Source organism: Zobellia galactanivorans (genome assembly GCF_000973105.1).
In the GTDB taxonomy this organism is placed as follows: Bacteria; Bacteroidota; Bacteroidia; order Flavobacteriales; family Flavobacteriaceae; genus Zobellia; species Zobellia galactanivorans.
In genome coordinates this window covers 3,174,689-3,196,145 of sequence record NC_015844.1, presented here as the reverse complement: position 1 = coordinate 3,196,145, position 21,457 = coordinate 3,174,689, and the positions used below count along the sequence as shown (strand labels likewise).

General features: G+C 44.0%; 21 protein-coding genes and 1 other RNA gene. 15 read left to right on the top strand and 7 right to left on the bottom strand.

Features of this window, described 5'->3' with window-relative positions; all coding sequences use genetic code 11:
• Positions 1–155 precede the first annotated feature (155 nt).
• The 5 genes from ZOBGAL_RS12940 (at position 156) to ppgK (ending at position 5,340) form a co-directional block, all read left to right on the top strand.
• Positions 156–839, top strand: a complete 684-nt coding sequence (locus ZOBGAL_RS12940; protein ID WP_013994079.1) for a cell division ATP-binding protein FtsE — start codon at positions 156–158, stop codon at positions 837–839.
• Positions 840–997: 158 nt separating this feature from the next.
• The gene (locus ZOBGAL_RS12935) at positions 998–2,083 is read left to right on the top strand and encodes an endonuclease/exonuclease/phosphatase family protein (protein ID WP_013994078.1); all 1,086 of its coding nucleotides are present in this window, start codon (positions 998–1,000) and stop codon (positions 2,081–2,083) included.
• Between the two features lie 93 nt (positions 2,084–2,176).
• Complete coding sequence (locus ZOBGAL_RS22720; RefSeq protein WP_013994077.1) at positions 2,177–2,992, top strand: NUDIX hydrolase; 816 nt, start codon at positions 2,177–2,179, stop codon at positions 2,990–2,992.
• Positions 2,993–3,031: 39 nt separating this feature from the next.
• Positions 3,032–4,510 (top strand): sulfatase, encoded by a 1,479-nt coding sequence (locus ZOBGAL_RS12925; protein ID WP_013994076.1) that lies wholly within the window; start codon positions 3,032–3,034, stop codon positions 4,508–4,510.
• An 80-nt stretch (positions 4,511–4,590) separates the two neighbouring features.
• A complete protein-coding gene (gene ppgK, locus ZOBGAL_RS12920; RefSeq protein ID WP_013994075.1) occupies positions 4,591–5,340 on the top strand; it encodes a polyphosphate--glucose phosphotransferase in 750 nt (249 codons plus the stop codon).
• 37 nt (positions 5,341–5,377) lie between these two features.
• Here the strand turns inward: ppgK and ZOBGAL_RS12915 are convergent, their stop codons facing one another.
• The 4 genes from ZOBGAL_RS12915 to ZOBGAL_RS12900 all read right to left on the bottom strand — a co-directional run bounded on the left by ZOBGAL_RS12915 (position 5,378) and on the right by ZOBGAL_RS12900 (position 9,606).
• Positions 5,378–6,289: a hypothetical protein gene (locus ZOBGAL_RS12915; protein ID WP_046287487.1), complete on the bottom strand. Its 912-nt coding sequence runs from the start codon at positions 6,287–6,289 to the stop codon at positions 5,378–5,380.
• 99 nt (positions 6,290–6,388) lie between these two features.
• Entirely contained in the window at positions 6,389–8,188 is a 1,800-nt protein-coding gene (typA, locus tag ZOBGAL_RS12910; RefSeq protein ID WP_013994073.1) for a translational GTPase TypA, read from the bottom strand.
• A gap of 190 nt (positions 8,189–8,378) precedes the next feature.
• Positions 8,379–8,918 (bottom strand): hypothetical protein, encoded by a 540-nt coding sequence (locus ZOBGAL_RS12905; RefSeq protein ID WP_013994072.1) that lies wholly within the window; start codon positions 8,916–8,918, stop codon positions 8,379–8,381.
• A 121-nt stretch (positions 8,919–9,039) separates the two neighbouring features.
• Complete coding sequence (locus ZOBGAL_RS12900) at positions 9,040–9,606, bottom strand: DUF3575 domain-containing protein (protein WP_013994071.1); 567 nt, start codon at positions 9,604–9,606, stop codon at positions 9,040–9,042.
• 83 nt (positions 9,607–9,689) lie between these two features.
• Here ZOBGAL_RS12900 and kdsA point away from each other — a divergent pair, with 83 nt between their 5' ends.
• Positions 9,690–10,511, top strand: coding sequence for a 3-deoxy-8-phosphooctulonate synthase (kdsA, locus tag ZOBGAL_RS12895; protein WP_013994070.1), 822 nt, complete (start codon positions 9,690–9,692; stop codon positions 10,509–10,511).
• Between the two features lie 11 nt (positions 10,512–10,522).
• Here the strand turns inward: kdsA and ZOBGAL_RS12890 are convergent, their stop codons facing one another.
• A complete protein-coding gene (locus ZOBGAL_RS12890) occupies positions 10,523–11,524 on the bottom strand; it encodes a helix-turn-helix domain-containing protein (protein ID WP_013994069.1) in 1,002 nt (333 codons plus the stop codon).
• Positions 11,525–11,593: 69 nt separating this feature from the next.
• Here ZOBGAL_RS12890 and ZOBGAL_RS12885 point away from each other — a divergent pair, with 69 nt between their 5' ends.
• From ZOBGAL_RS12885 to ZOBGAL_RS12865, 5 genes are all read left to right on the top strand, one after another.
• The gene (locus tag ZOBGAL_RS12885) at positions 11,594–13,939 is read left to right on the top strand and encodes a TonB-dependent receptor (RefSeq protein WP_013994068.1); all 2,346 of its coding nucleotides are present in this window, start codon (positions 11,594–11,596) and stop codon (positions 13,937–13,939) included.
• Between the two features lie 90 nt (positions 13,940–14,029).
• On the top strand, positions 14,030–14,767 hold the full coding sequence (locus ZOBGAL_RS12880; RefSeq protein WP_013994067.1) for a DUF4198 domain-containing protein: 738 nt from the start codon (positions 14,030–14,032) through the stop codon (positions 14,765–14,767).
• A 9-nt stretch (positions 14,768–14,776) separates the two neighbouring features.
• Complete coding sequence (locus tag ZOBGAL_RS12875; RefSeq protein WP_013994066.1) at positions 14,777–15,109, top strand: hypothetical protein; 333 nt, start codon at positions 14,777–14,779, stop codon at positions 15,107–15,109.
• A gap of 4 nt (positions 15,110–15,113) precedes the next feature.
• Positions 15,114–15,416: a hypothetical protein gene (locus ZOBGAL_RS12870; protein ID WP_013994065.1), complete on the top strand. Its 303-nt coding sequence runs from the start codon at positions 15,114–15,116 to the stop codon at positions 15,414–15,416.
• 5 nt (positions 15,417–15,421) lie between these two features.
• The gene (locus ZOBGAL_RS12865; protein WP_013994064.1) at positions 15,422–17,011 is read left to right on the top strand and encodes a PepSY-associated TM helix domain-containing protein; all 1,590 of its coding nucleotides are present in this window, start codon (positions 15,422–15,424) and stop codon (positions 17,009–17,011) included.
• Here ZOBGAL_RS12865 and ZOBGAL_RS12860 read toward each other — a convergent pair whose 3' ends face one another.
• Positions 17,012–17,371, bottom strand: coding sequence for a DUF1801 domain-containing protein (locus tag ZOBGAL_RS12860; protein ID WP_013994063.1), 360 nt, complete (start codon positions 17,369–17,371; stop codon positions 17,012–17,014).
• Positions 17,372–17,449: 78 nt separating this feature from the next.
• Between ZOBGAL_RS12860 and ZOBGAL_RS12855 the strand changes: the two genes are divergently transcribed.
• Together ZOBGAL_RS12855 and ZOBGAL_RS12850 are read left to right on the top strand one after the other, a co-directional pair.
• Positions 17,450–18,121, top strand: a complete 672-nt coding sequence (locus tag ZOBGAL_RS12855) for a DUF1361 domain-containing protein (protein WP_013994062.1) — start codon at positions 17,450–17,452, stop codon at positions 18,119–18,121.
• A gap of 68 nt (positions 18,122–18,189) precedes the next feature.
• The gene (locus ZOBGAL_RS12850; protein ID WP_013994061.1) at positions 18,190–19,302 is read left to right on the top strand and encodes an Sb-PDE family phosphodiesterase; all 1,113 of its coding nucleotides are present in this window, start codon (positions 18,190–18,192) and stop codon (positions 19,300–19,302) included.
• A gap of 82 nt (positions 19,303–19,384) precedes the next feature.
• Here ZOBGAL_RS12850 and ZOBGAL_RS12845 read toward each other — a convergent pair whose 3' ends face one another.
• Positions 19,385–20,584 (bottom strand): NAD(P)-dependent oxidoreductase, encoded by a 1,200-nt coding sequence (locus ZOBGAL_RS12845; RefSeq protein WP_046287921.1) that lies wholly within the window; start codon positions 20,582–20,584, stop codon positions 19,385–19,387.
• 51 nt (positions 20,585–20,635) lie between these two features.
• Between ZOBGAL_RS12845 and ZOBGAL_RS23575 the strand changes: the two genes are divergently transcribed.
• Together ZOBGAL_RS23575 and ssrA are read left to right on the top strand one after the other, a co-directional pair.
• On the top strand, positions 20,636–20,788 hold the full coding sequence (locus ZOBGAL_RS23575; protein ID WP_013994059.1) for a hypothetical protein: 153 nt from the start codon (positions 20,636–20,638) through the stop codon (positions 20,786–20,788).
• A gap of 154 nt (positions 20,789–20,942) precedes the next feature.
• Positions 20,943–21,341, top strand: a transfer-messenger RNA (tmRNA) gene (gene ssrA, locus ZOBGAL_RS23075).
• Positions 21,342–21,457: the final 116 nt, after the last annotated feature.

The window sequence follows — 21,457 nt, the reverse complement described above, 5'->3', positions numbered from 1 at the left end:
AGAAAAAGATTTTGGCAACGACTGACATAGGTTCGTGATTAACTTATTACTTTTATATCAACGTTAAAAAATCAAAGTTCGAGATTTGAAAGGCACGATAAGACCCTTTAACGATTGATTAACAAAATTAAACTTAAAAACCGGTACCCCTACATATGTCAGAAACGATTTTAGAGCTTAAGGATGCAGCTATTTTTCAAAAGGACAGTCTTGTACTGAACGAAGTGACCCTTGATGTAAGAAAGGGCGAATTCGTTTATTTGATAGGAAAGACAGGAAGCGGAAAAAGCAGCTTTATGAAGACCCTCTACGGTGACCTTCCCCTGAAACAAGGCACTGGAAGCATCGTTGGTTTCGACCTCACCAAATTGCGCGAAAAAGAAATTCCGTACCTGCGGCGCAAGATAGGCATCGTCTTTCAAGACTTTAAACTGTTGCCCGATAGGAATATCAACAAAAACCTTCATTTTGTACTCAAGGCCACAGGCTGGAAAGACTCCCATAAAATGAACCAAAAGATCGAGGAGGTACTCAACAAAGTAGGTATGAAGACCAAAGGCTTCAAGTTTCCCCACCAGCTGTCGGGCGGGGAGCAACAACGTGTGGCCATCGCCAGGGCCCTATTAAACGATCCCGAGCTTATCTTGGCCGACGAACCTACCGGAAACCTAGATCCACAGACCAGCGTAGAGGTCATGAAAGTATTGCAGGAAATCCATAAATCGGGCCGTTCCATTTTGATGGCCACGCACGATTATGCCCTAATTCTAAAATATCCGTCCAAAACCCTGAAGTGCGACGGGAATAAAATCTTCGAGGTCGTACAGCGAGCCGTATAGCCCCGTCTACCAACTACACATAAAATCACCATATCCTTACAAAACTACAGGGTACGAGGCCCCCTGTTTTCATAACTTTAGGAAAGAAGTCTGCTTTTGGCATCCTTAGGGTGCGGGGCATGGCCATTTGCTAATTTACTTTCTAAAACCTAAATGTTATGCCCCATATCAATTTCGCCTGGTGGAACCTTCAGAACTTTTTCGATACCGATGACGACCCGATTTCGAACGATTTTAGTTTTACGCCTGCAGAAGGTTGGACCGATGCTGTCTTCGACATCAAAAAAGAGCGCCTGGCCGAAGGATTAAATCTCATCTGGCCCAATGAACAGATCGACCTGTTGACCGTTTGCGAAATAGAAAAGGATACCCTACTACAAAGTTTGCTCGACGAAGCCGGCATGAACCACCTCAAAGTGGTATTCGATGCCTCGGGAACAAGTGACCTCAGAGGCATTGATGTGGCCATGGCCTATAACCCAGATAAACTTACGGTAGTCTCAAGAACCTCACATCTCGTTCACCTGAGGTACCGTACCCGTGATATTTTTGAAGTGGTCTTTAAAATCAATGCCACAAACGAAGAATTTGTGGTCATTGCCTCTCACTGGCCTTCGCGAAGTAGGGGACAATATCATTCGGAACCCTTACGTATTGCCGTGGCCGAGCATATCGCTTTTTTGGTGGAAGCCCATACCAAGGTAGATTCAACGACCTATGAAACGCTCCAGGCCAACAACGACCTGGCCGCCGTTCAAGCCAAATGGGAAGGAAAGGTGCTCGTAGTGGGCGATTTTAACGACGAACCTTTTGACCGTAGTGTGGTACAGCATTTAAAAGCTTCTAGGGACCTCGACAAGGTAAAGGGGGCCACCAATGATTTTGACAAATTTGTACACACCTATCAGTATCGGAGTAGGGAGACTTTTTTGTACAACCTCAGCACTACCCTCCTCAACAAATCGTCATCGGGAAATACGGGTACTTATTTTTTAAGCGGATTGTTCGACGGCACGGTGTTCGCCAACCGCTATCAAATGTTAGACCAGCTCGTAGTAAGCCGCGGATTCTTGTCAGGCAATGGAATTAGCGCTGACATAGACACCTTCGATATCATCGACGACCGTACTTTGGCAACGTCTAGTGGGAGGCCTAGATCCTTTCAATACAAATCCAAAAAGCCCAACTATGTACCCAAGGGCTGTTCCGACCACCTTCCCTTAAAATTAAGACTTAACTACTGAGAACCGCTTATAAAACATGCTGTAATCCACCGAAACCGGTATATTTAAAACCGAATTAAAGATTAGCCGTTTTGGCGGCCACAAGCCTACATCATGATTTTAAAAAAGCAAACCTACAGACCCGATAAGCCAACGAACCCTTTTATCGGGGCACTGCTCTTCCTGATTTCCATTATTTTACTTTTCATTACCGGTCCGATCGGCTTTATATACGGTATATTTCACAGCCTGTTCACCCGAGGGGCAAAAGGCATTGGCGAATACTTATTGAAAATTGCCATTTCCATTGACCAACTGGGCAATGTTATGATGCAACATGTTCTGAACCTTCTTTGGACGAATGAGAACGGCTATAAATTCGGCAATAGGGACGAAACCATTTCGAGTGCCTTGGGCCGTAACAAAAAGTTGGGCACCCTCACCGCTCCCGGAAAACTCATCGACAAAATTCTCGATACCATAGACCCCAACCACTCCCTGAACTCCATCGACTATTATGTTGAGCCTTCCGAAAATATAATAGACCATCTGGGGTGGATACATATTGAAGACGGACAGATACTTTGCTTAAAAAAGGCGGACGAGGACTTTTATTTTATTCCCAAAGGAATACGCACCATAGGCGAGACCGACGCCCTAACCCTAGCCAAGAACACCAAGCGCATCCTCAATATAGAAATTGACATGCCCTCTATGCAATTCGTTGGAATCTTCGAAGCCCAAGCCAAAGGCAAGAAACCGGGTATTTTATCGCGAATGACCTGCTATACCGCCCAATACAAAGGCGAACCTTATACCGACCCAAAAACCAACCAAATAGCTTGGCTAAGCTATGAGGACAAACATCAATTGAGTGAGGTAGACCAATTGATCTTTGATATTCTGCACCAGAACGGTGAGCTTGCCTAAAATCTGTATCTTTAGTTCGCATTCACCAAACCCGTTCTAATGTTCAGATATTTTACCGCCCTGTATCTCGTATTGGGCCTTTCCAACCACCTATCGGCCCAAACCCAAGACAGACCCAATGTATTGTTCATCTGCGTAGATGACCTCCGCACCGAACTGGGTGCCTACGGAAAACACTATGTAAAATCGCCCCATATAGATGCCTTGGCCAAAACCGGGGCCCTATTTACCAATCACTATGTTCAAGTACCTACCTGTGGCGCATCAAGGCACGCTATACTTACGGGTATGCGCCCTTCAAAACCCATCCACCTATCGAATAATTCCATTGTTGAGGAAATTTCAGGACAACCTGAAAAAGAGACTCCGGAAACTTTTATCCATAGATTCAAACAAGACGGATACCATACCGTAGGAATCGGGAAGATCAGCCATTCGGCAGACGGACTCGTTTACGGCTACGAAGCGCAACCCTCAGAGCAGAGGGAACTTCCCCATAGCTGGAGCGAACTTCTTTTTAACCCGGGCAAATGGAAAACCGGCTGGAATTCCTTTTTTGCCTATGCGAACGGAGAGAACAGGCAAAGCCTAAAAAAACAGGTAAAGCCTTACGAAGCCGGTGAAACCGATGACCAGGGCTATCCCGATGGTCTAACGGCCGATCTTGCCATTTCAAAATTGAAGGAATTAAAAAAGAAGGGCCAACCCTTTTTTATGGGCGTAGGTTTTTTCAAGCCCCACCTTCCTTTTAATGCCCCCAAAAAATATTGGGACCTTTATGATGAAAATAAAATTCCCTTATCCCCAAATCCGGATATCCCTGAAAACGTCAACTTAAAAAGCCTGCATGGCAGTGGCGAGTTCAACCAATACGCCCTTGGCGAAGAAAAGGCAGGCCTCGATACACAGGTATCGGATGCCTATGCCCGAAAACTGAGACACGGCTACCTAGCTTCTATCAGCTACATCGATGCCCAAATCGGCAAACTCTATCAAGAATTGAAAGCCCTGGAACTCGACAAAAATACCATTATCGTTATCTGGGGCGACCACGGTTGGCATTTGGGAGACCAGCGGGTTTGGGGCAAACACACGCTTTTTGAAAACGCCCTGAAGAGCACGCTCATCATTAACTCCCCCCTACCTCAACACAAAGCGAAAAAAGTACGTGCCATTGTCGAAAGTGTGGACATTTACCCTACCCTTTTGGATATGTGCGGTATCGACCAAATAAAACCGACCGATGGCGAAAGTTTTGAAAAGCACATAAAATATAATATTCCCGATACCGAAGAGGTAGCCTACAGCTATTTCAGAAACGGGATTTCGATGCGTACCAAAGATTATAGGCTGACCAAGTATTTTAGAAAGGACCAACCTGTCATTGAACTATATGACCATCACAAGGGCAATGCCATAGAGAACAAAAATATAGCCGATAAAAAGCCCAATACCGTAAAAGAATTGATGCCGCTTTTGAACAAAGGCGATACCGGACTGTACAATGCTTCCGAATAAATCGGTTACACGGCCCGATCCTTCGATTACTCTCAAAACTTTTTGTTACTTTGCCCCCAAATAATCTAAAAAAACAAATAATGGAAGTTCTTGGTATAGATGTAGGTGGTTCGGGCATAAAAGGTGCCTTAGTGAACATAGAAACCGGCAAATTGGTTTCTGAACGCCATCGTATACCTACGCCTGTCGGACGCAAGCCCGAAGACATGGCCAACGTTATCGCTCAAATCGTAGCCCATTTCGATTACAAAGGAAAAGTAGGTTGCGGTTTTCCGACCGTAATCAAAAAAGGAATCTGTAAATCCCCTGGAAACCTTCATAAAAGTTGGTTGAACGTCAATGTTGAAAAACTCTTCGAAGAAAAAACCGGATTGGATTTTACCGTAGTAAACGATGCCGATATTGCAGGCTATGCCTGTATGAACTACGGTATAGGAAAAGGCATGCAAGGCTTGGTCATTATGATCACCATTGGTACCGGCCTTGGTAGCGGTGCTTTTTTAGACGGCAGGTTGATCCCTAATTTTGAACTAGGACAAATTCCTTATAAAAAATACAAAAAAATAGAGCTTTGGGCCGCAGGATCCGCCAAAGACCGAGAAGGACTATCCTATAAAAAATGGGGAAAGCGTTTCAACAAGTTCTTAAAATATGTTGAATTGCTGGTAGCTCCCGACACCATTCTTATCGGTGGGGGCGCATCTAAAGATTTTGACCAGTTCAAGGAGTGCATAACCATAGAAACTCCGGTCATTCCTGCGGAGCTACAGAACCATGCCGGTATTATAGGTGCGGCTGCCGCAGCCTTTCATACGGTGCCCAAACACTAAAACGCACAACCCTATTAGACAAAAAAAAAGGCCTTGATCAAAGGCCTTTTATAATTTTTGCATCTTCCGGAACCTCGAAGAAGTCCTTGTCGATATCCTTTACAAAATGAATATCGGTGATATCGATTTGAGTGATATATTCGCCGGGCATACCCCCTTTAACCGTCCAATGGGTTTTGAGTTCCTTAGGCAACAATACCCCGCTTACATTGACCAACTCCCCTACTTCCATGAATTTTTCAGGGTTGTGCCCACCATCCTTAAAATAGGCCGGATAGGAAACGATATAGCGATTGGCCGTCAACAAATGTGTTTCTTTATCGAACTGTAGAATGTAATAATCATCCGGAGCATCTCCCGTACCTTCGGCAAAAGTTACTTTTACCACCTCGTTCACTTTGTTCTTATACTTTGTTTCGGGCAGTAACTCTAGGTGTACTCCCTCTCCATCCAAGACAAACGGATGTCCGAAAAGGTAAAGGGGAGTCAGTGCCCAAAATCGGGTATCATAGGCAAAGGCCGTAGAATCTTTGGCCTGCACCCAAGCGGTGGCCCCATCCCAACCGAATTTTGCGGTACTATCGACGGCACTGGTGTGCACGGCCTTATTGCGCCATACATCTACCACCTGATAACTGTCGCGTTGTGTACTCCCGTCTAAGGGCTGGTAATTAAAACGAAAGGCCAAAGCCCCGTTACCGTACCAGTTTTTGAGTCCGCCATGAGCTTCCATAGCTGCCCAGACCACTTTGCCCGCATCTGTTTTTTCAAGTTTGGCCTTAGCCTTTTCCACGCGCTTGTTGATCCAAGCCTCGGGTATGGTATAATCGACTACCTTTTCTTCCTTGGCCGTATCCACCACTTCCTTCTTGGCCTTCGGTTTCTCGTTACAGGCCGATAATAAAAGGCCCGCCAATAAAAATCCTGCTATTCGAACATTTAATTTCATAGACATTATTTTAGATTAAAAGCTATAGTCGCCCAAATTTACCCCTCCTTTCAAAAAAGGTAAAAAAAAAGCCCTGAACAACAATTCAGGGCTTTCATATTATGCAATTTTATTTCTTTTCCGATCAACTTCCTTCAGATATATCTTTCTGAGTCGCAGGAAGTTCGGTGTTACCTCAACATACTCATCTTTCTGAATATATTCCAAGGCCTCCTCCAATGAGAATTTGATAGCAGGAACAATCTTAGCTTTATCGTCCGCACCTGATGAACGTACGTTGGAAAGTTTTTTGGTCTTTGTAATGTTCACCGTCATATCATCACCACGGGAATTTTCACCAATAACCTGTCCTTCGTAAATATCTTCACCCGGATCGACGAAAAACTTACCACGATCCTGAAGCTTATCGATAGAATAAGGAATAGCTTTTCCGTTCTCCATAGAAACCAAGGAACCGTTCTGACGTTGTGGAATATCACCTTTCATCGGTTGGTACTCCAAAAATCGGTGGGCCATAATAGCTTCACCCGCAGTAGCGGTCAACAATTGGTTACGAAGACCGATGATACCTCTTGAAGGAATCAAGAACTCACAGATCATACGTTCGCCTTTCGCTTCCATACTGGTCATCTCACCCTTTCTTATGGAAACCATTTCAACGGCCCTGCCCGATACTTCTTCGGGCAAGTCGATGGTCAACGATTCTACCGGCTCACATTTAACACCATCGATTTCTTTAATGATAACCTGTGGCTGACCGATTTGAAGTTCGTAACCTTCACGACGCATAGTCTCGATCAATACGGAAAGGTGCAATACCCCTCGACCGAAAACCAAAAATTTATCGGCACTATCGGTCTCGTTGACACGCAAGGCCAAGTTCTTTTCAAGTTCACGCTCCAAGCGCTCCTTGATATGTCTTGAAGTTACGAATTTACCATCCTTACCAAAAAATGGGCTGTCGTTAATGGTAAACAACATACTCATCGTTGGCTCATCGATAGCAATGGTCTTTAACCCTTCAGGGTTTTCTATATCGGCAACGGTATCACCGATTTCAAAACCTTCAATACCTGTAATCGCACAGATATCACCGGTAACGACTTCCTGAACCTTAAGCCTTCCTAGGCCTTCAAAGGTAAAAAGCTCTTTTATTTTTGATTTTACGATAGACCCATCCCTTTTAACCAGGGCAATTTGCTGTCCTTCCTTCAAGCTCCCCCTTTGTAATCTTCCGATGGCGATACGGCCCGTAAAGGAAGAGAAATCCAAAGAAGTAATCAACATTTGTGTATTACCCTCTTTCGGTTCAAAGGTAGGAATATGCTCAATGACCATATCTAGAAGCGGCTCGATGTTTTCAGTCTCATTCTGCCAATCGTCACTCATCCAGTTATTCTTTGCCGAACCGTAAACGGTAGGGAAATCTAACTGCCATTCTTCCGCACCCAATTCGAACATAAGATCAAATACCTTTTCGTGAACTTCTTCCGGGGTACAGTTTTCTTTATCTACTTTATTGATTACCACACAAGGTTTCAGACCTAGGTCAATAGCCTTTTGCAATACAAAACGCGTTTGGGGCATAGGACCTTCAAAAGCATCTACCAACAATAGCACACCATCGGCCATGTTGAGAACACGCTCTACTTCACCACCAAAATCGGCGTGACCAGGGGTATCGATTATATTGATCTTGGTACCTTTATAAACTACGGAAACGTTCTTTGAAGTAATGGTAATACCACGTTCGCGTTCCAAATCGTTATTATCCAAAATTAGGTCTCCTGTATTTTGGTTCTCGCGAAACAATTGACAGTGATACATAATTTTATCTACCAAGGTTGTTTTACCGTGGTCTACGTGTGCGATGATCGCAATGTTTTTAGTTATTGACATATGTAATTATTTAATAGCAGTCCGCCGCTATTTTGAGCGTGCAAAGATACTGCTATTTTTCTGCGGATAACACAAACTTATGTTATTTTTATCTTGTTGATTTCTAGCAAGTTCACCCCAAATAGGCTCAGAAGCTTTAGGCACTGCCCTTTTCAAGGTAAAAAGGGGGTGTAAAAAAGTGGAATGCCGATCAACGCCGTTTTCCAAACGCCCAACCCACACGTGCCGCCAAAAGCAATGCAAAACCACCGTCATCTTGAGTTTGTGAATAGCCCACACCACCTTCCAAACGGTAGAAGAAACCACGTCTATAGGTGCGTTGCAAACCATAGACCGGACCAACGCCCAAAACACTTTCCGACAACATCAAATTGCCGATCAGGGGATTTTTATCTTGATAGGCCAACAGTATGGCGATATAGTTTCCCGAATTGCCCGAGATATTTTTACCCTTATCCAACCGCCGGTCCATATTGTAATAATAGCGGAGCTGCCCCCTAAGAACCGGATAAATACCAAAGTCGGTATCACAACCACTACAGCCCCTCAGACCAAAGCCCGTAACAAACTCCATGGTAGCGGTTGTATTCCGGCCCAGTGCCTTTTCGTATAGAATGGCAGGCATAGGCAAACCCAATTGTACTTGATGGTCTTCAACATTATTTTGGTTCTGCGCATTCGTAAAAATTGTAAACGTAAAAAGAACGAGTAGGATTCCAGTGTTTTTCATAAGTTGACTCAGGTGTTAAGTACTCCTGAACAATCATCAAATATCAAGCCTAAAATTCATTTTTTTCTAAACAATTTGTAAGAAAAAAACAACTCGACTTATTCGCAATAAAAAACACATACTAACGCCCTACACACCATCGTTTTTCGCTAAGTATCCAACCGATACTCAAATTAGCCACCGGATAAATTCCATCTTCAAACTGCCCCGTGTAATAAGCCGCACCAACATCCACAGAAAAATTGAATCCTGAATTATAGCTGCGCTGTAAACCTGTTACCAAACCCGCATAACCGAAAGCGCCTTTTACCTCTTCACCACCAATTGTTCTAGAACCCGGAAAAAAAGCCGCAACGGCTGGAGCCACATAATTTGCTGAGTTACCATAAATCTGCCTTCTATTTTGTTGCCTTTTTTCAAAGTTATAGTAATACCGATACTGACCGGCAACGGCAGGAAAAAAACCTAATTCCTCGTAAACATTAGCTTTTAAAGGATCTAAACCTACTTGCATACCTACTTTTAAATCAAAAGTAGTATTGGTTCCTAGTGCCATTTCATACTCAAAACCAGGGTTTAATAGATTGACTTTCATTTGTCTCAATTCACAATTTTTGCCGAATTGGGCATTGGCTTGGCAAATGAGTAACAGCAGTAAAAACAAGGATAGGCATTGTTTAAGATACATGTAGATTTGGTTTTTATACAATCTTATGTAAAGACAACAGTTAGCCCCATAAAATAGTATCTTTGCTCAAAAATTTTCGACGAATGGACTTATCCTTAATTCCTCAAATAAAACATACTGATAGCAATAACTTTTTTTTACTTGCTGGCCCTTGTGCCATAGAAGGTGAAGATATGGCGCTGCGCATTGCAGAACATGTCGTAACAATTACCAGCGATTTAAAAATTCCATATGTATTTAAAGGCAGTTTCAAAAAAGCAAATAGAAGTAGGCTTGACTCTTTTACAGGTATTGGGGATGAAAAAGCTTTAAGGATATTAAGGAAAGTTTCTGAAACTTTTCAAGTACCTACGGTTACCGATATTCATACGGAACAAGATGCTGTTATGGCTGCTGAATACGTAGATGTATTACAAATTCCTGCTTTTTTAGCCCGACAAACGGATTTAGTAGTTGCTGCTGCGAATACAGGAAAAACCGTGAACATCAAAAAAGGACAATTCATGAGTCCGGAAAGCATGAAACACGCGGTTAATAAAGTTACCGAAACAGGTAACCAACAAGCTATTATTACCGATCGTGGCACCATGTTCGGCTATCAAGATATGATCGTTGATTTTAGAGGAGTACCCACCATGAAACAATTTGCTCCTGTTGTGCTGGATGTAACCCATTCGTTACAACAACCAAACCAATCTTCAGGAGTAACGGGCGGTAGACCTTCATTAATAGGTACCATGGCAAGAGCAGGAATTGCAGCTGGGGTAGATGGTCTTTTTATAGAAACACATTTTGATTGCGCTAATGCAAAAAGTGATGGTGCCAATATGCTAGATTTAGGGCTAATGAAAAAATTGTTGACCGATTTGACAGCTATTAGAAAAACGATAAACGGCTTGCAGTAGATCCAGTTGATCTAAACTACATTCTTGTATTGCTTGGGAGTCTTTCCGAAATGACGTTTAAAGGCCGCACTGAAATGGGTTGCGTTTTTATACCCTACCTCTTCGGCTACCTCATAGACCATAAGTTCGGTATTATCTAAAAGCATCTGTGCCTTTTCCATTTTTTTGGCCTGAACATAGACCGTGACCGAGGCTCCGAAAATCCGTTTAAAATCGGCTTTCAAGCTTTGCCCGTTCAACCCGAAGATCTTGCACAGTTCCTGTACCGAAAAGTTTTTGTGAAGGTTGTTTTCCAAATGTTGCTTCACCGCATATACTTTTTTAAGGGACTCCCCCACCCTTGGGGTTTCAGGAAGGGAGCGGAAGCGTGTGTAATTGTTGAACTGTTCGGCCAATAGTTCCAAAACCTTGGCTTTTAGAAAAAGCCTATCGGCTGGCCCCTTTATTTGATGTGACTCCAACACCTTTAAAGTCGCCTGTATACTGGGTGTAATGGGCACCATACGCACCTTGTCCCGAAACACCGTAAAGGCCTCATCCTTTAAAAACTCGTTATCCTCTAAAAACGATCGAGACAATAAAACCACTATTTCTTTATAATTCTTGTTTCCGGCAATACGCACAAAACCTTCAAAATTCTGAAAGCAGGTCATATAGCAATCATGACCTTCTTGGTAGAAATCTTCATGCCATGTGGGTTCCGAAAAGATCTTTTGTCCTTTTAACAAAAACGAAAGACGTATACCTTTCCCATTTTGCTTCGGGTAGCAGATCACATCTTTCATGAATTTACAACGCGCAATGACCACCGAAAAGTCCGGAAAGGTTTTACAACTTATCCGCCCCACACCAAATTCAGCCTTGATATAAGCCTTCCAAAGCCGAACACCACACAGCGTACAACCCTCTTTATCCCCCGTCAGATAAGCCGCCATCTTAGCCTCCGAATCGAGGTTTTTCGGCAAAATTTCACAGTTGGCAAATCGCGTCTTTTTTTCTCCATTTGGCGTCATTCCTTATACAATTTCACAACTTACATTTGCATCAAATTTATTTAGACTAAATTTAAATAGCAATATTTTATGAAAAAGATTTACATGCTCCAATTATTCCTCACCTTAACCTTTGGAGCATTTGCCCAAACCGGTTCCCTAGAAGGAACCCTTAGCGTGAGCGACGGAACCCCCTTGCCTTATGCCCATGTGACACTCGTGAAAACAAACTACGGCACTACATCTGACATCAACGGTCATTTTGTTCTAAAAGACATCCCTTCAGGAGGCTATACTTTAAAGATATCGGAACTAGGCTACCAAACCTTCAAAAAGAACATCACTATACAAGCGAACACGACGACCTCCTTGCCAAAAATCGTTTTGGAAGAATTGGTAGAGTCATTGGACGAGGTAGTTGTCAACGGTAATGGCAATAACAAATACATTAACCGCGAACCTTCCACTTCATTGCGATTGAAAACCGAACTCGCCAAACTACCTCAAAACATACAGGTCATTAACTCCGAGTTACTAAAAGATCAACAGGCCACCAATATTATGGAAGGCGTGATCAGAAATGTCAGCGGTGTGACCATGATCGAACACTGGGGGCATTTTGCCCGTGTCAATATGAGGGGGTTTCGTTTGCCCGCATTCAGGAACGGTATTAACGTCCAAGACACTTGGGGACCTTTATCGGAAGACATGAATACGGTAGACCGTATAGAATTTGTAAAAGGCCCTGCCGGTTTTATGATGTCGGCGGGCGAGCCTGGTGGATTTTACAATGTAGTCACCAAAAAGCCCACCGCCAGTAAAATTGCCGAGTTGTCATTTACTGCCGGAAGCTTCGACAACTATCGCGGAACGATAGACCTAGGAGGCAAACTGACCGACGACGAAAAATTATTGTTCCGTTTGAACGGCATGTACCAAACCTCCGATTCGCACCGAGGTAACGAAGATGCATCACGCTATGGTATTGCGCCCTCGTTAAGCTATCGCTTTTCCGACAAAACCATTATTACCACCGAATTGAACTTACAACAGGCGGAAAGCTTTATCGGCTCGTCTTACGTCTTTGCCCCTACCCCAGATGGTTATGCAAGCCTTGACCGTAACTTTAAATTTACCGACAACAATTATCCGGTAACCGATATTCAAGAAGTAACCTTCTTCACCAACCTCAGTCACAACCTATCGGACCATTGGACCATAGAAAGTCAATTTGCCTATTTGCGTTATGACCAGGAAGGCAATTCCTTTTGGCTAAGGGATATAGCGGAAAATGGTGACACCCACCGATATATTAGCCTTTGGGACGCCCTCTCTACCGGCAAATACTTTCAGGCCTACCTTTATGGCGATTTTAAAACAGGGGCCATAAACCACTCGGTTCTAGGGGGCTTCGATTACACCCAAAAACATTACCTAGCCGATTTTTACCAAGCTTTCGATATCGACACGGCTACACCTTTCAATATCTACAATCCGGTTTATGACAATACCCCATCGCCCAGTTTTGACCGCTCATTGGCCTTACAAAACAGAAATGGCGGGCAACCCTATATGTATGGGGCGATTACAAAGGCCTATTACGTCCAAGATGAAATCGGGTTTCTCGATAACCGAATTCGCCTGACCCTTGCCGGAAGATATACCCAACTGGCCACCGAAGGCAAAGACGAACAAGACCAAAAATTCACCCCTCGGGCCGGAATAAGCATCGACATTCTACCAACACTTGCCGCATACGGCCTTTACGACCAATCTTTTATCGGCCAAAGCGGCGTAAGCTTTTCAGGTGAAACCTTTGACCCCGTAGATGCCATTGATATTGAAGGGGGACTTAAAAAGTCGTTTTTTGACGGAAGGCTAAAAACTTCGCTAGGGGCCTACCAAATAACCAAACAAAATGTATTGGTCGGCGACCCGGAAAATCCCAATTTCTCCATTCAACTGGGCGAGATACAATCCAAGGGAATCGAATTTGACCTCCAAGGCCAAGTAAGCCCTGAACTGAACGTGGTGCTCAATTACGCCAATACCCATGTTGAGATAACGGAAGACACCAACGCCGAAAACATCGGTAAGAGAATGGCCGGCTATGCCAAGCATGTAACCAATGGCTGGTTGAACTACCAGTTCAATACCTCTTCTTCCTTAAAGGGTTTCGGTATTTCACTGGGTTACCAATACCAAGTTGACCGTTCGTCATGGTCATGGGGTGCGGACAACCAAACCGACTTGCCCGATTACTTCAGATTGGACGGGGCACTATCGTGGAAAAACAACAAATTGAAGGTTCAACTGAACATCAACAACCTATTGGATGAATATCTGTATTCCGGTTCTAACTATGGCACCTATCTATACTGGCAATCAGAACCCGGTATCAATGGACGCCTTACGGTAAGCTACAAGCTTTTTTGAGTTGAGTTAGTTTGTTTGCAGTGCCCTTGAACGTGATTTTCGTCAAGGGCACTTTATCCCTTTTTCTTGTAATCTTTAATCCCTATAAAAATGAAAAAAATCATCACCTTACTCGTATTGCTTTTATCGACCTCCCCTATCTTTTCGCACTATTTATGGATCGAAGCCGCACCACAGGGGCAATTGAACCAAGAGCACCAGATAAAAGTGCGCTTCGGGGAATACACCTATGGTGTTATTGAAAAAGTTCAGGGAGACGCTTTTAAGGGCGTAAGCAACTTTAGCTTATGGCTGATCGCTCCCGACGGTACCAAAACCACCCTGCCGATTTCCGCCAAAGACGACTTTTACGCGGCCAGTTTTACCCCTAACCAAAAAGGCACCTACACCTTGGCATTGGACAATAAGGATATGAAGGTATTGGACTTTACCCAGTACGATTTTGGCATATTCAAGCCACAATACCACGCCAAGGCCAAAGTTGTTGTGGACAAAAAACCCGCTGCAATTGCCAAAACCAATGTAGACGGTATTGAAATTATAGATGTCAGTCCTGATCCATATGGGGTTTCGAAGGAAGTCAGCCTTCAATTACTTTTCAAGGGCAAGCCTTTGGCCGAAAACGAAGTAAGCATCTTTGTCTCCGATCTATGGTCAAAAAAACTGAGCACGGACCAAGACGGAAAGATCTCATTTCAACTGCCATGGCCCACAAAATATACGGTCGAGGCCACCTATAACGAAACCGTACCCGGAACGTACAAGGGCCTTGATTACGAATTCATTTGGCATTGTGCCACCTATTGTATTCCCCTAAAAAAACAATAGCCAAAAACTATGATTACTTTATTGAGTCTACTCTTTTTCCTAGGTTTTTTTCAATTGTACGCCTCTTCCGAAAGGATGCCCCACAACCAACAAATGTTGGGAATCACATGGGTACAACAACACAAGTTGACCGCTAAGGCCGCAGGAAGTTCCCTTGTGGTTCTTTCCCTTCTTAGTACGGGTATCCAATACGGTTGGGGAGCAGGACTTTTACTTGGATCGATCATGTTGATGACCATTGGAAGCCTTACCATATGCATCACCCCCTTACGGGTCATCGGAAGATGGGGCCTGCTGGCCTTGTTTTCAATTTCATTCTGTCTAGAATTACTAATCTTTTAACCCGATGCCGGCAAACCCCAAATACCTCACTACATCCAAATGGCAGCGATTCGCCAAGATAAGCGCTGCCATTCTCGGGGGCTATCTTGTTTCCGTTCTATTCCATTTGGCCTTGGCCGCATGGCTAGACCGGGCCACCGTGCTTATTACCGCTAGCTATACCTTATTCCTGTTGTGGGCGGCCTTGATGATCTTGGGTTTTTTGGCCAAGAACGGCTGGAAGCTATGGGGATTATACCTCATCATTATTCTTATTTGCGGTGTTGCCATCTACATAGGGCAGTCGCTTTACCCCCTAACTACATAAAATTTATGGGCCAAAGAACTTACAACATTTTACTTCACACCCATACGGTGAGCGGCATAGTTATCAGTGTAGCGCTTTACGTCATTTTTTTTGCGGGGTCCTTTTCATTTTTCAGGGACGAGATTGCCAATTGGCAACGCGGCCATAAAGTAAGCATCAAAGACAAAATATCGGTACCGATCAGCCCCGTTCTCGACAGTCTGGCCTCCGAAAAACCTCTACAAGGCAGGGACATTGAATTTCGGCACTATTACAACGAACGCAAAATAAGTGTAAACCTAGGGGCTTCAAAAGACACCCTGTTGTCTGAGACCGAAAGGGCCAGGGCATTTTTTTATTTAGACACCCATGATCTGGGTACAACCGATTATATCGGTAACTATTCATTAGGTGAATTCTTGTACCGCCTGCATTTCTTTGCGCAAATCCCCTATCCTTTCGGGTATTACCTTTCAGGTTTTGTGGCTTTCTTTTTTCTCTTTGCTATCGTTACGGGCATAATCGTTCACTGGAAAAAAATCATTCCGAACTTTTATCTTTTCAGGCCATGGGCCAAGATGAAAACACTGTGGACCGACGCCCATACGGCCCTTGGTGTCATTGGCCTGCCCTTTCAACTGGTCTATGCGGTAACCGGGGCTTTTTTTATGTTGAAGCTCATAGTAGTGGCCCCCAGTGTACTCACCCTCTATAAGGGAGACCAAACAAAAATGTATGAGGAACTAGAATACGGCCATCCCGTATTTGAAGCCGACCATAAGCCCTTACGGCACATTCCGAATATTGACGGGCTCATAGCCGAAACCCAAGAGAAATGGAAGGATTTCATGGTCACCGAAGTACATATTTTCAACTATGGCGACACCAACATGCAGGTTTCGGTAAACGGGCAAATGGACTATAAGAGCAAACTAAACGGCGTCGGCCACATTATTTACAAAGCCCTCGACGGAAGTAGTACGGTAGTCAAAGATCCCACGGGCACCAGCTCGTATCTAGACGGGGTAAAGAACATGCTCTTCAGGCTTCATTTTGGCGACTATGCCGGCTATGGCCTAAGGGTGATTTCATTTATTTTAGGACTGGTTTCCTGTTTTGTGATCATCTCGGGAGTTTTAATATGGCTTACGGCCCGCGACAAAAAGAACCTTCCGGAAAAGAAAAGACATTTTAACGAAGGCGTGGTACGCTACTATTTGGCCATTTGCCTAAGTATGTATCCTATAACCGCCTTCACTTTTATTATGGTAAAGGCCTTTGATGCCGAAGGAAAAACAATGATCTATTACTGCTATTTCTTAGGATGGTTGCTTTTATCGGTTTATTTTATCTTAAGGAAAAACAACGGCCTCACCCATAGGTATTGTTTGTTATGGGGAAGCATTTTAGGATTCTTTGTTCCCATAACCAACGGTATGGTTTCGGGCAATTGGCCCTGGGTCGCCATGGCCGAGGGAAAACATGATATTCTACTGGTCGATTTACTATGGATTTTCCTATCGACTGCAGGGCTATGGGTCTATATGAAATCAAGACAAAAACCAAAAAAAGCCCATCTCAAAAAAGCGAAAACCAAAACCATTTCGGTAGGCTGATCACCTATAAAATTTAGCGTTGCGTACGGCGTATGCTTCCTTTAGGACTTCCGTAAGCACGGAATCGTTAACACTTTCCAATGAAGTATAGCGCAAGGACTTCATGACTTTGCGCCCCTCGGTAATCATAAGTTCTTGGTGAACGGTCAGGTGGGCCGCCTTCCAAAACCCCAGATCAATATAATTTTTGCTTTGGTTCAAATAACAAAAGGGACTTCCATTGATATAATAGAAGGGAATTTTATATTTGAACTTTAAATCGACATCGGGAACGGTTCGCTCAATGACCGATTGCAAATGCAACAAAATACCCCTAAAGGGTTCCGGCTGATCGAGGATGTAGTTTTCTGCAGGGTTCATGGGCTAAAATTCGTAGTATCAACAACAAATATAGTTCCCTCCCGTTCTATAACATAGACTAAATCCCTTTTTTATTCCATGATTCCCAGCGCTTTAAAAAACAATCTGTTCCACAAAAAACTCCTCTTACTGACGGCATTGGGTACGGCACTTTTAGCCCTAAGGGTATATTGGACCCAATCTATCGACTTTACCTTTTTGTTGTGGAACCTTTTTTTGGCCCTCGTTCCCCTTTTTTTATCGAAGCAATTCCTTTTCAATGTACAGGTACAAAAATCAAGGGCCTTACGTATTGTTATCTTGTTCCTATGGGTACTTTTTTTGCCCAACAGCCCCTATATCATTACCGACTTTGTGCATTTAGACTCTGCTAGGCCTACCTTTTGGCTCGACCTTTTGTTGTTTTTTGTTTTTTCGCTAAACGGATTGATATTAGGCGTGCTCTCTATGATGGATGTTTTCAGCTATCTAAGAAAAAGAAACCACCCCGTTCTGGCCAACGCCATCCTACTTTTTGTGAGCTTGCTGAGCGGGTATGGCATTTTTCTGGGCCGCTTTCTACGTTTTAACTCGTGGGACATTGTCACCAAGCCCTTGGTCTTGGCCGAAAGCCTTTTTAACTCCTTGTTCTTAGTCGATGCCTGGTTATGGATTTTTGGTTTCGGAAGTTTTATTTGGGTCTCGTTCTGGGCGCTTAAGCCGTTTTTACGGGGCCATGGCACCTTAACCGTAAGCAACCCGAAAGTTTAAGTTTACTTAATACTAGAGGTAATAGGTTCCGATTCTTGTTGTATAATTTAGCAACATAAATCCACACCATGAAAAAACGGGCCCTTGTAATCCTTCTGATTATATTTCAACAAAGCTATTCGCAAACACATTCGCACGCCGGGGCAAAACCTATGAGCTATCCGGATATCGAGGGTTACAAAACGCTAAAGACCGATTTGCACCAGCACACCGTTTTTTCGGATGGAAAGGTGTGGCCGACCATTCGCGTACAGGAGGCCCTAAGGGAAAACCTAGATGCCATATCACTGACCGAACACCTGGAATACCAACCCCATAAAGAAGATATTCCACACCCCGACCGGAACCGTTCTTACGCCCTGGCCTTGGCCGAAGCCAAATCACACAATCTATTGATTGTACACGGTTCCGAAATCACCCGTTCGGCTCCCGTGGGCCATAACAATGCGATATTTATAAAGGATGCCAACCAATTGAATGTAGACAAGGCCGAAAAAGCCTTTTCCGAAGCCAAAAAACAAGGAGCCTTTGTCTTTTGGAACCACCCTGCGTGGTACGCCCAAAGTCCTAAAGGCACCCCAATCTTAAGCGACTTTCAGGAAAAACGCATCAAGAAGGGCGAACTACATGGTATTGAGGTCATAAATACCGTAGATTATTCAGAGGAAGCCTTGACCTTGGCCTTGGAAAACGATCTGACCATTATGGGCACCAGTGATATTCACGGACTCATTGATTGGGACTATACCGAAAAAGGAAACCATAGGCCCATTACCTTGGTCTTTGCCGAAGACAAGACCATGGAAGGCCTAAAGGAAGCCCTATTCGCGGGTAGAACCGTTGCCGTTTACAACGACCTTATGGTGGGCAAGGCCGAATACCTAAAGCCTTTACTACAGAAAAGTATAGCGATCGGTAAAGCGGAATACCGTTCAAAATCGCAAGTACTGGAACTTCAGTTAAAAAACATCAGTAGCAGCGACCTGCTTTTTGAGAACCAAATGGAATACAGCTTTTATGACAGTTCGCCAGTGTTTGAAATACCGGCCGGTGAAACCAAGCGATTGTTGGTAAAAACCTTGGATACCAAGACCGAAATCGTTTTAAAGCTGAAGGCCTTGGGTTGTTTTACCGCACCGAGACAACAACCGATCATTGAGTGGAAGATCGTCATCGATTAGTCCTTTTTTACCATGGGCGCCATGCCGATTTGTGATTTTCGTAGAGACCGCAACGACAAAGGAAGACCTTTTAATTCTTGGATCAGTGCGACACGTAATCGGACAAATAGGCGTAACGCGCGGTAAGCTTTCCGTTTTTCGTCATTCTTGCCCGTTCTAAGACGCCATCTTTATCTCCATTGAAAAAGGCGGGAATCACGTTTTTTATAAATGCCTGCCCAAAGCCTTCGCTAGCATCTTGTGGAATTTCGCAGGGCAAGTTATCAACGGCCATAACCGCTATGGCCGATTCGTTTTTAAAGTCGGTTTCAGACTCCGAAACGGGATCGTAGCCATAGATGGGGTCCGCAATGGTCGAAGGTCTGATGGTGGTAGCCACGGGCCCATCGATATCGCAGCTTATATCGGCGACTACCCTTATTTTAAAATCACCTTTCTTGGCATCTTCACGGGTAAAAAGATAGGGTGCCCCCTGACCGTAAAAGTGTCCGGCAATAAAAAAATCGGAAACCCGTGCAAACCGGTAAAAGTTACTTTTGTATTCTTCGGGATGGGCAAAAAAGTCGGCCTTATTGCCCCGTACCCCATCTTTACGTTTGTTGTAATCGGAAGCATCTATCTGGCAATACACCGGTTCTTTAAAAGTTTCTTCCAGATATTGGGTAACGTTTACTTTTCTGATATTCATGGCATCGAGCATTTCCCGTGCGCCGTTGCCGACCCTGCCCCTACCCGTCAAGATGATCTTGATGTTGGGCAGCTGTATTTTATTCAGTTCTTGGATCAGTTCTTGCTGATTGGCCAAGTTTTCGGCCTTGGGCAGTTGATACAGGTCGTATTTGAGCCCGTATGTACGGAGTCCGTTATACGCCCCGACAATACCGGCATAGCGACCGAAGGCCACTAGGCGTTGTTCTTTGGCATTGATAATGACCTCATGGTCGTAGAGTTCTATGTTCTTTTCGAGTACGGCCCGAAGCAAGTCTTTATTGTAGGGCTGTTGTTTGATGGTATGGGAAAAGAAGAAGTATTTTTTATTGGGAATCAAATGGTTGATGGGTACTTCCTTTACGCCCAGAAGCACGTCGCATTCTTCCATTTTGGAAGCTACCTCGATGCCTTGGGCCCTATAATCGTCATCGGAAAAAATGCGGATAGGTGAAGGTTCTACGACAATTTGGGCTTTGGGGTGTTGGGCCAGGACTTTTTGGCAGGCCTGGGGCGATAGTACCACACGGCGATCGGGCGGATTTTTACGCTCTCGAATGATTCCGAACTTCATGATCATGGGCTTTTATAACTTATTGGTCAACTACGGTTTCAAATGTAACTTATGATTGAAGCCTATCAAAACTTTTTTTGGAATACTTTTTGGGGTATCTTTGCCGACCGTGGTGGTTTTTTCCCTAGTGGATTTTTTGCGTTAGGGATAGTAGCGGTTACCCCACAGGCCCTATTGGCTTTTGCGAATTGGGCCGAGGAGTAAAAGCGGATAGCCCGCCCCTTTTGAGCCGAAAGCGAAAAAGGGAAACGCCAAAGTAGTTCTTTGAAAAAATAATAGTAAATAAGGTCCCGACGCTCGTAATACTAGGTCGGGACGCAATTCGACTACGCAAATCGGAGATTTGCTGTCTCATTACGGGGCCGACTGGTTTTGACAGCGAGACCAATGGCATTGTAAGCATGTCGAGCGCTGGGGTACAGCTCGTTAATATCATACTTCACACTTTTAATTGGCGAAAATAATTACGCTCTTGCCGCTTAATCTGAATTATAGTAGGATTTAGCCTCGTTCCGACCAGGTCGGAAAGCGAGATGTCTCTGAACAGCCCTTGTTGGCGGCGGTTCATCTAGAGGCACCAGAAAAGTCAACATAAGGCCACTATTGCTTCGGTAGTGGCACCAAAACCTTAAGAAGCTAAGTGTATATTAGGCCGTTTCCGGTCAGGTATACATCGAAAACCAAGCGGAAACTAAACATGTAGAAAGCTCTGTTATTGCTTGTTTGGACGAGGGTTCGAATCCCTCCGGCTCCACACTTAAACCCTGTAAACCCTTTGTTTACGGGGTTTTTTATTTTGCGTTGACAGAATCGTTGACAATGCCATTCAATTTCAATAAGTTGTTTCTATTTTCGAAATTAGTATTTTTAGGG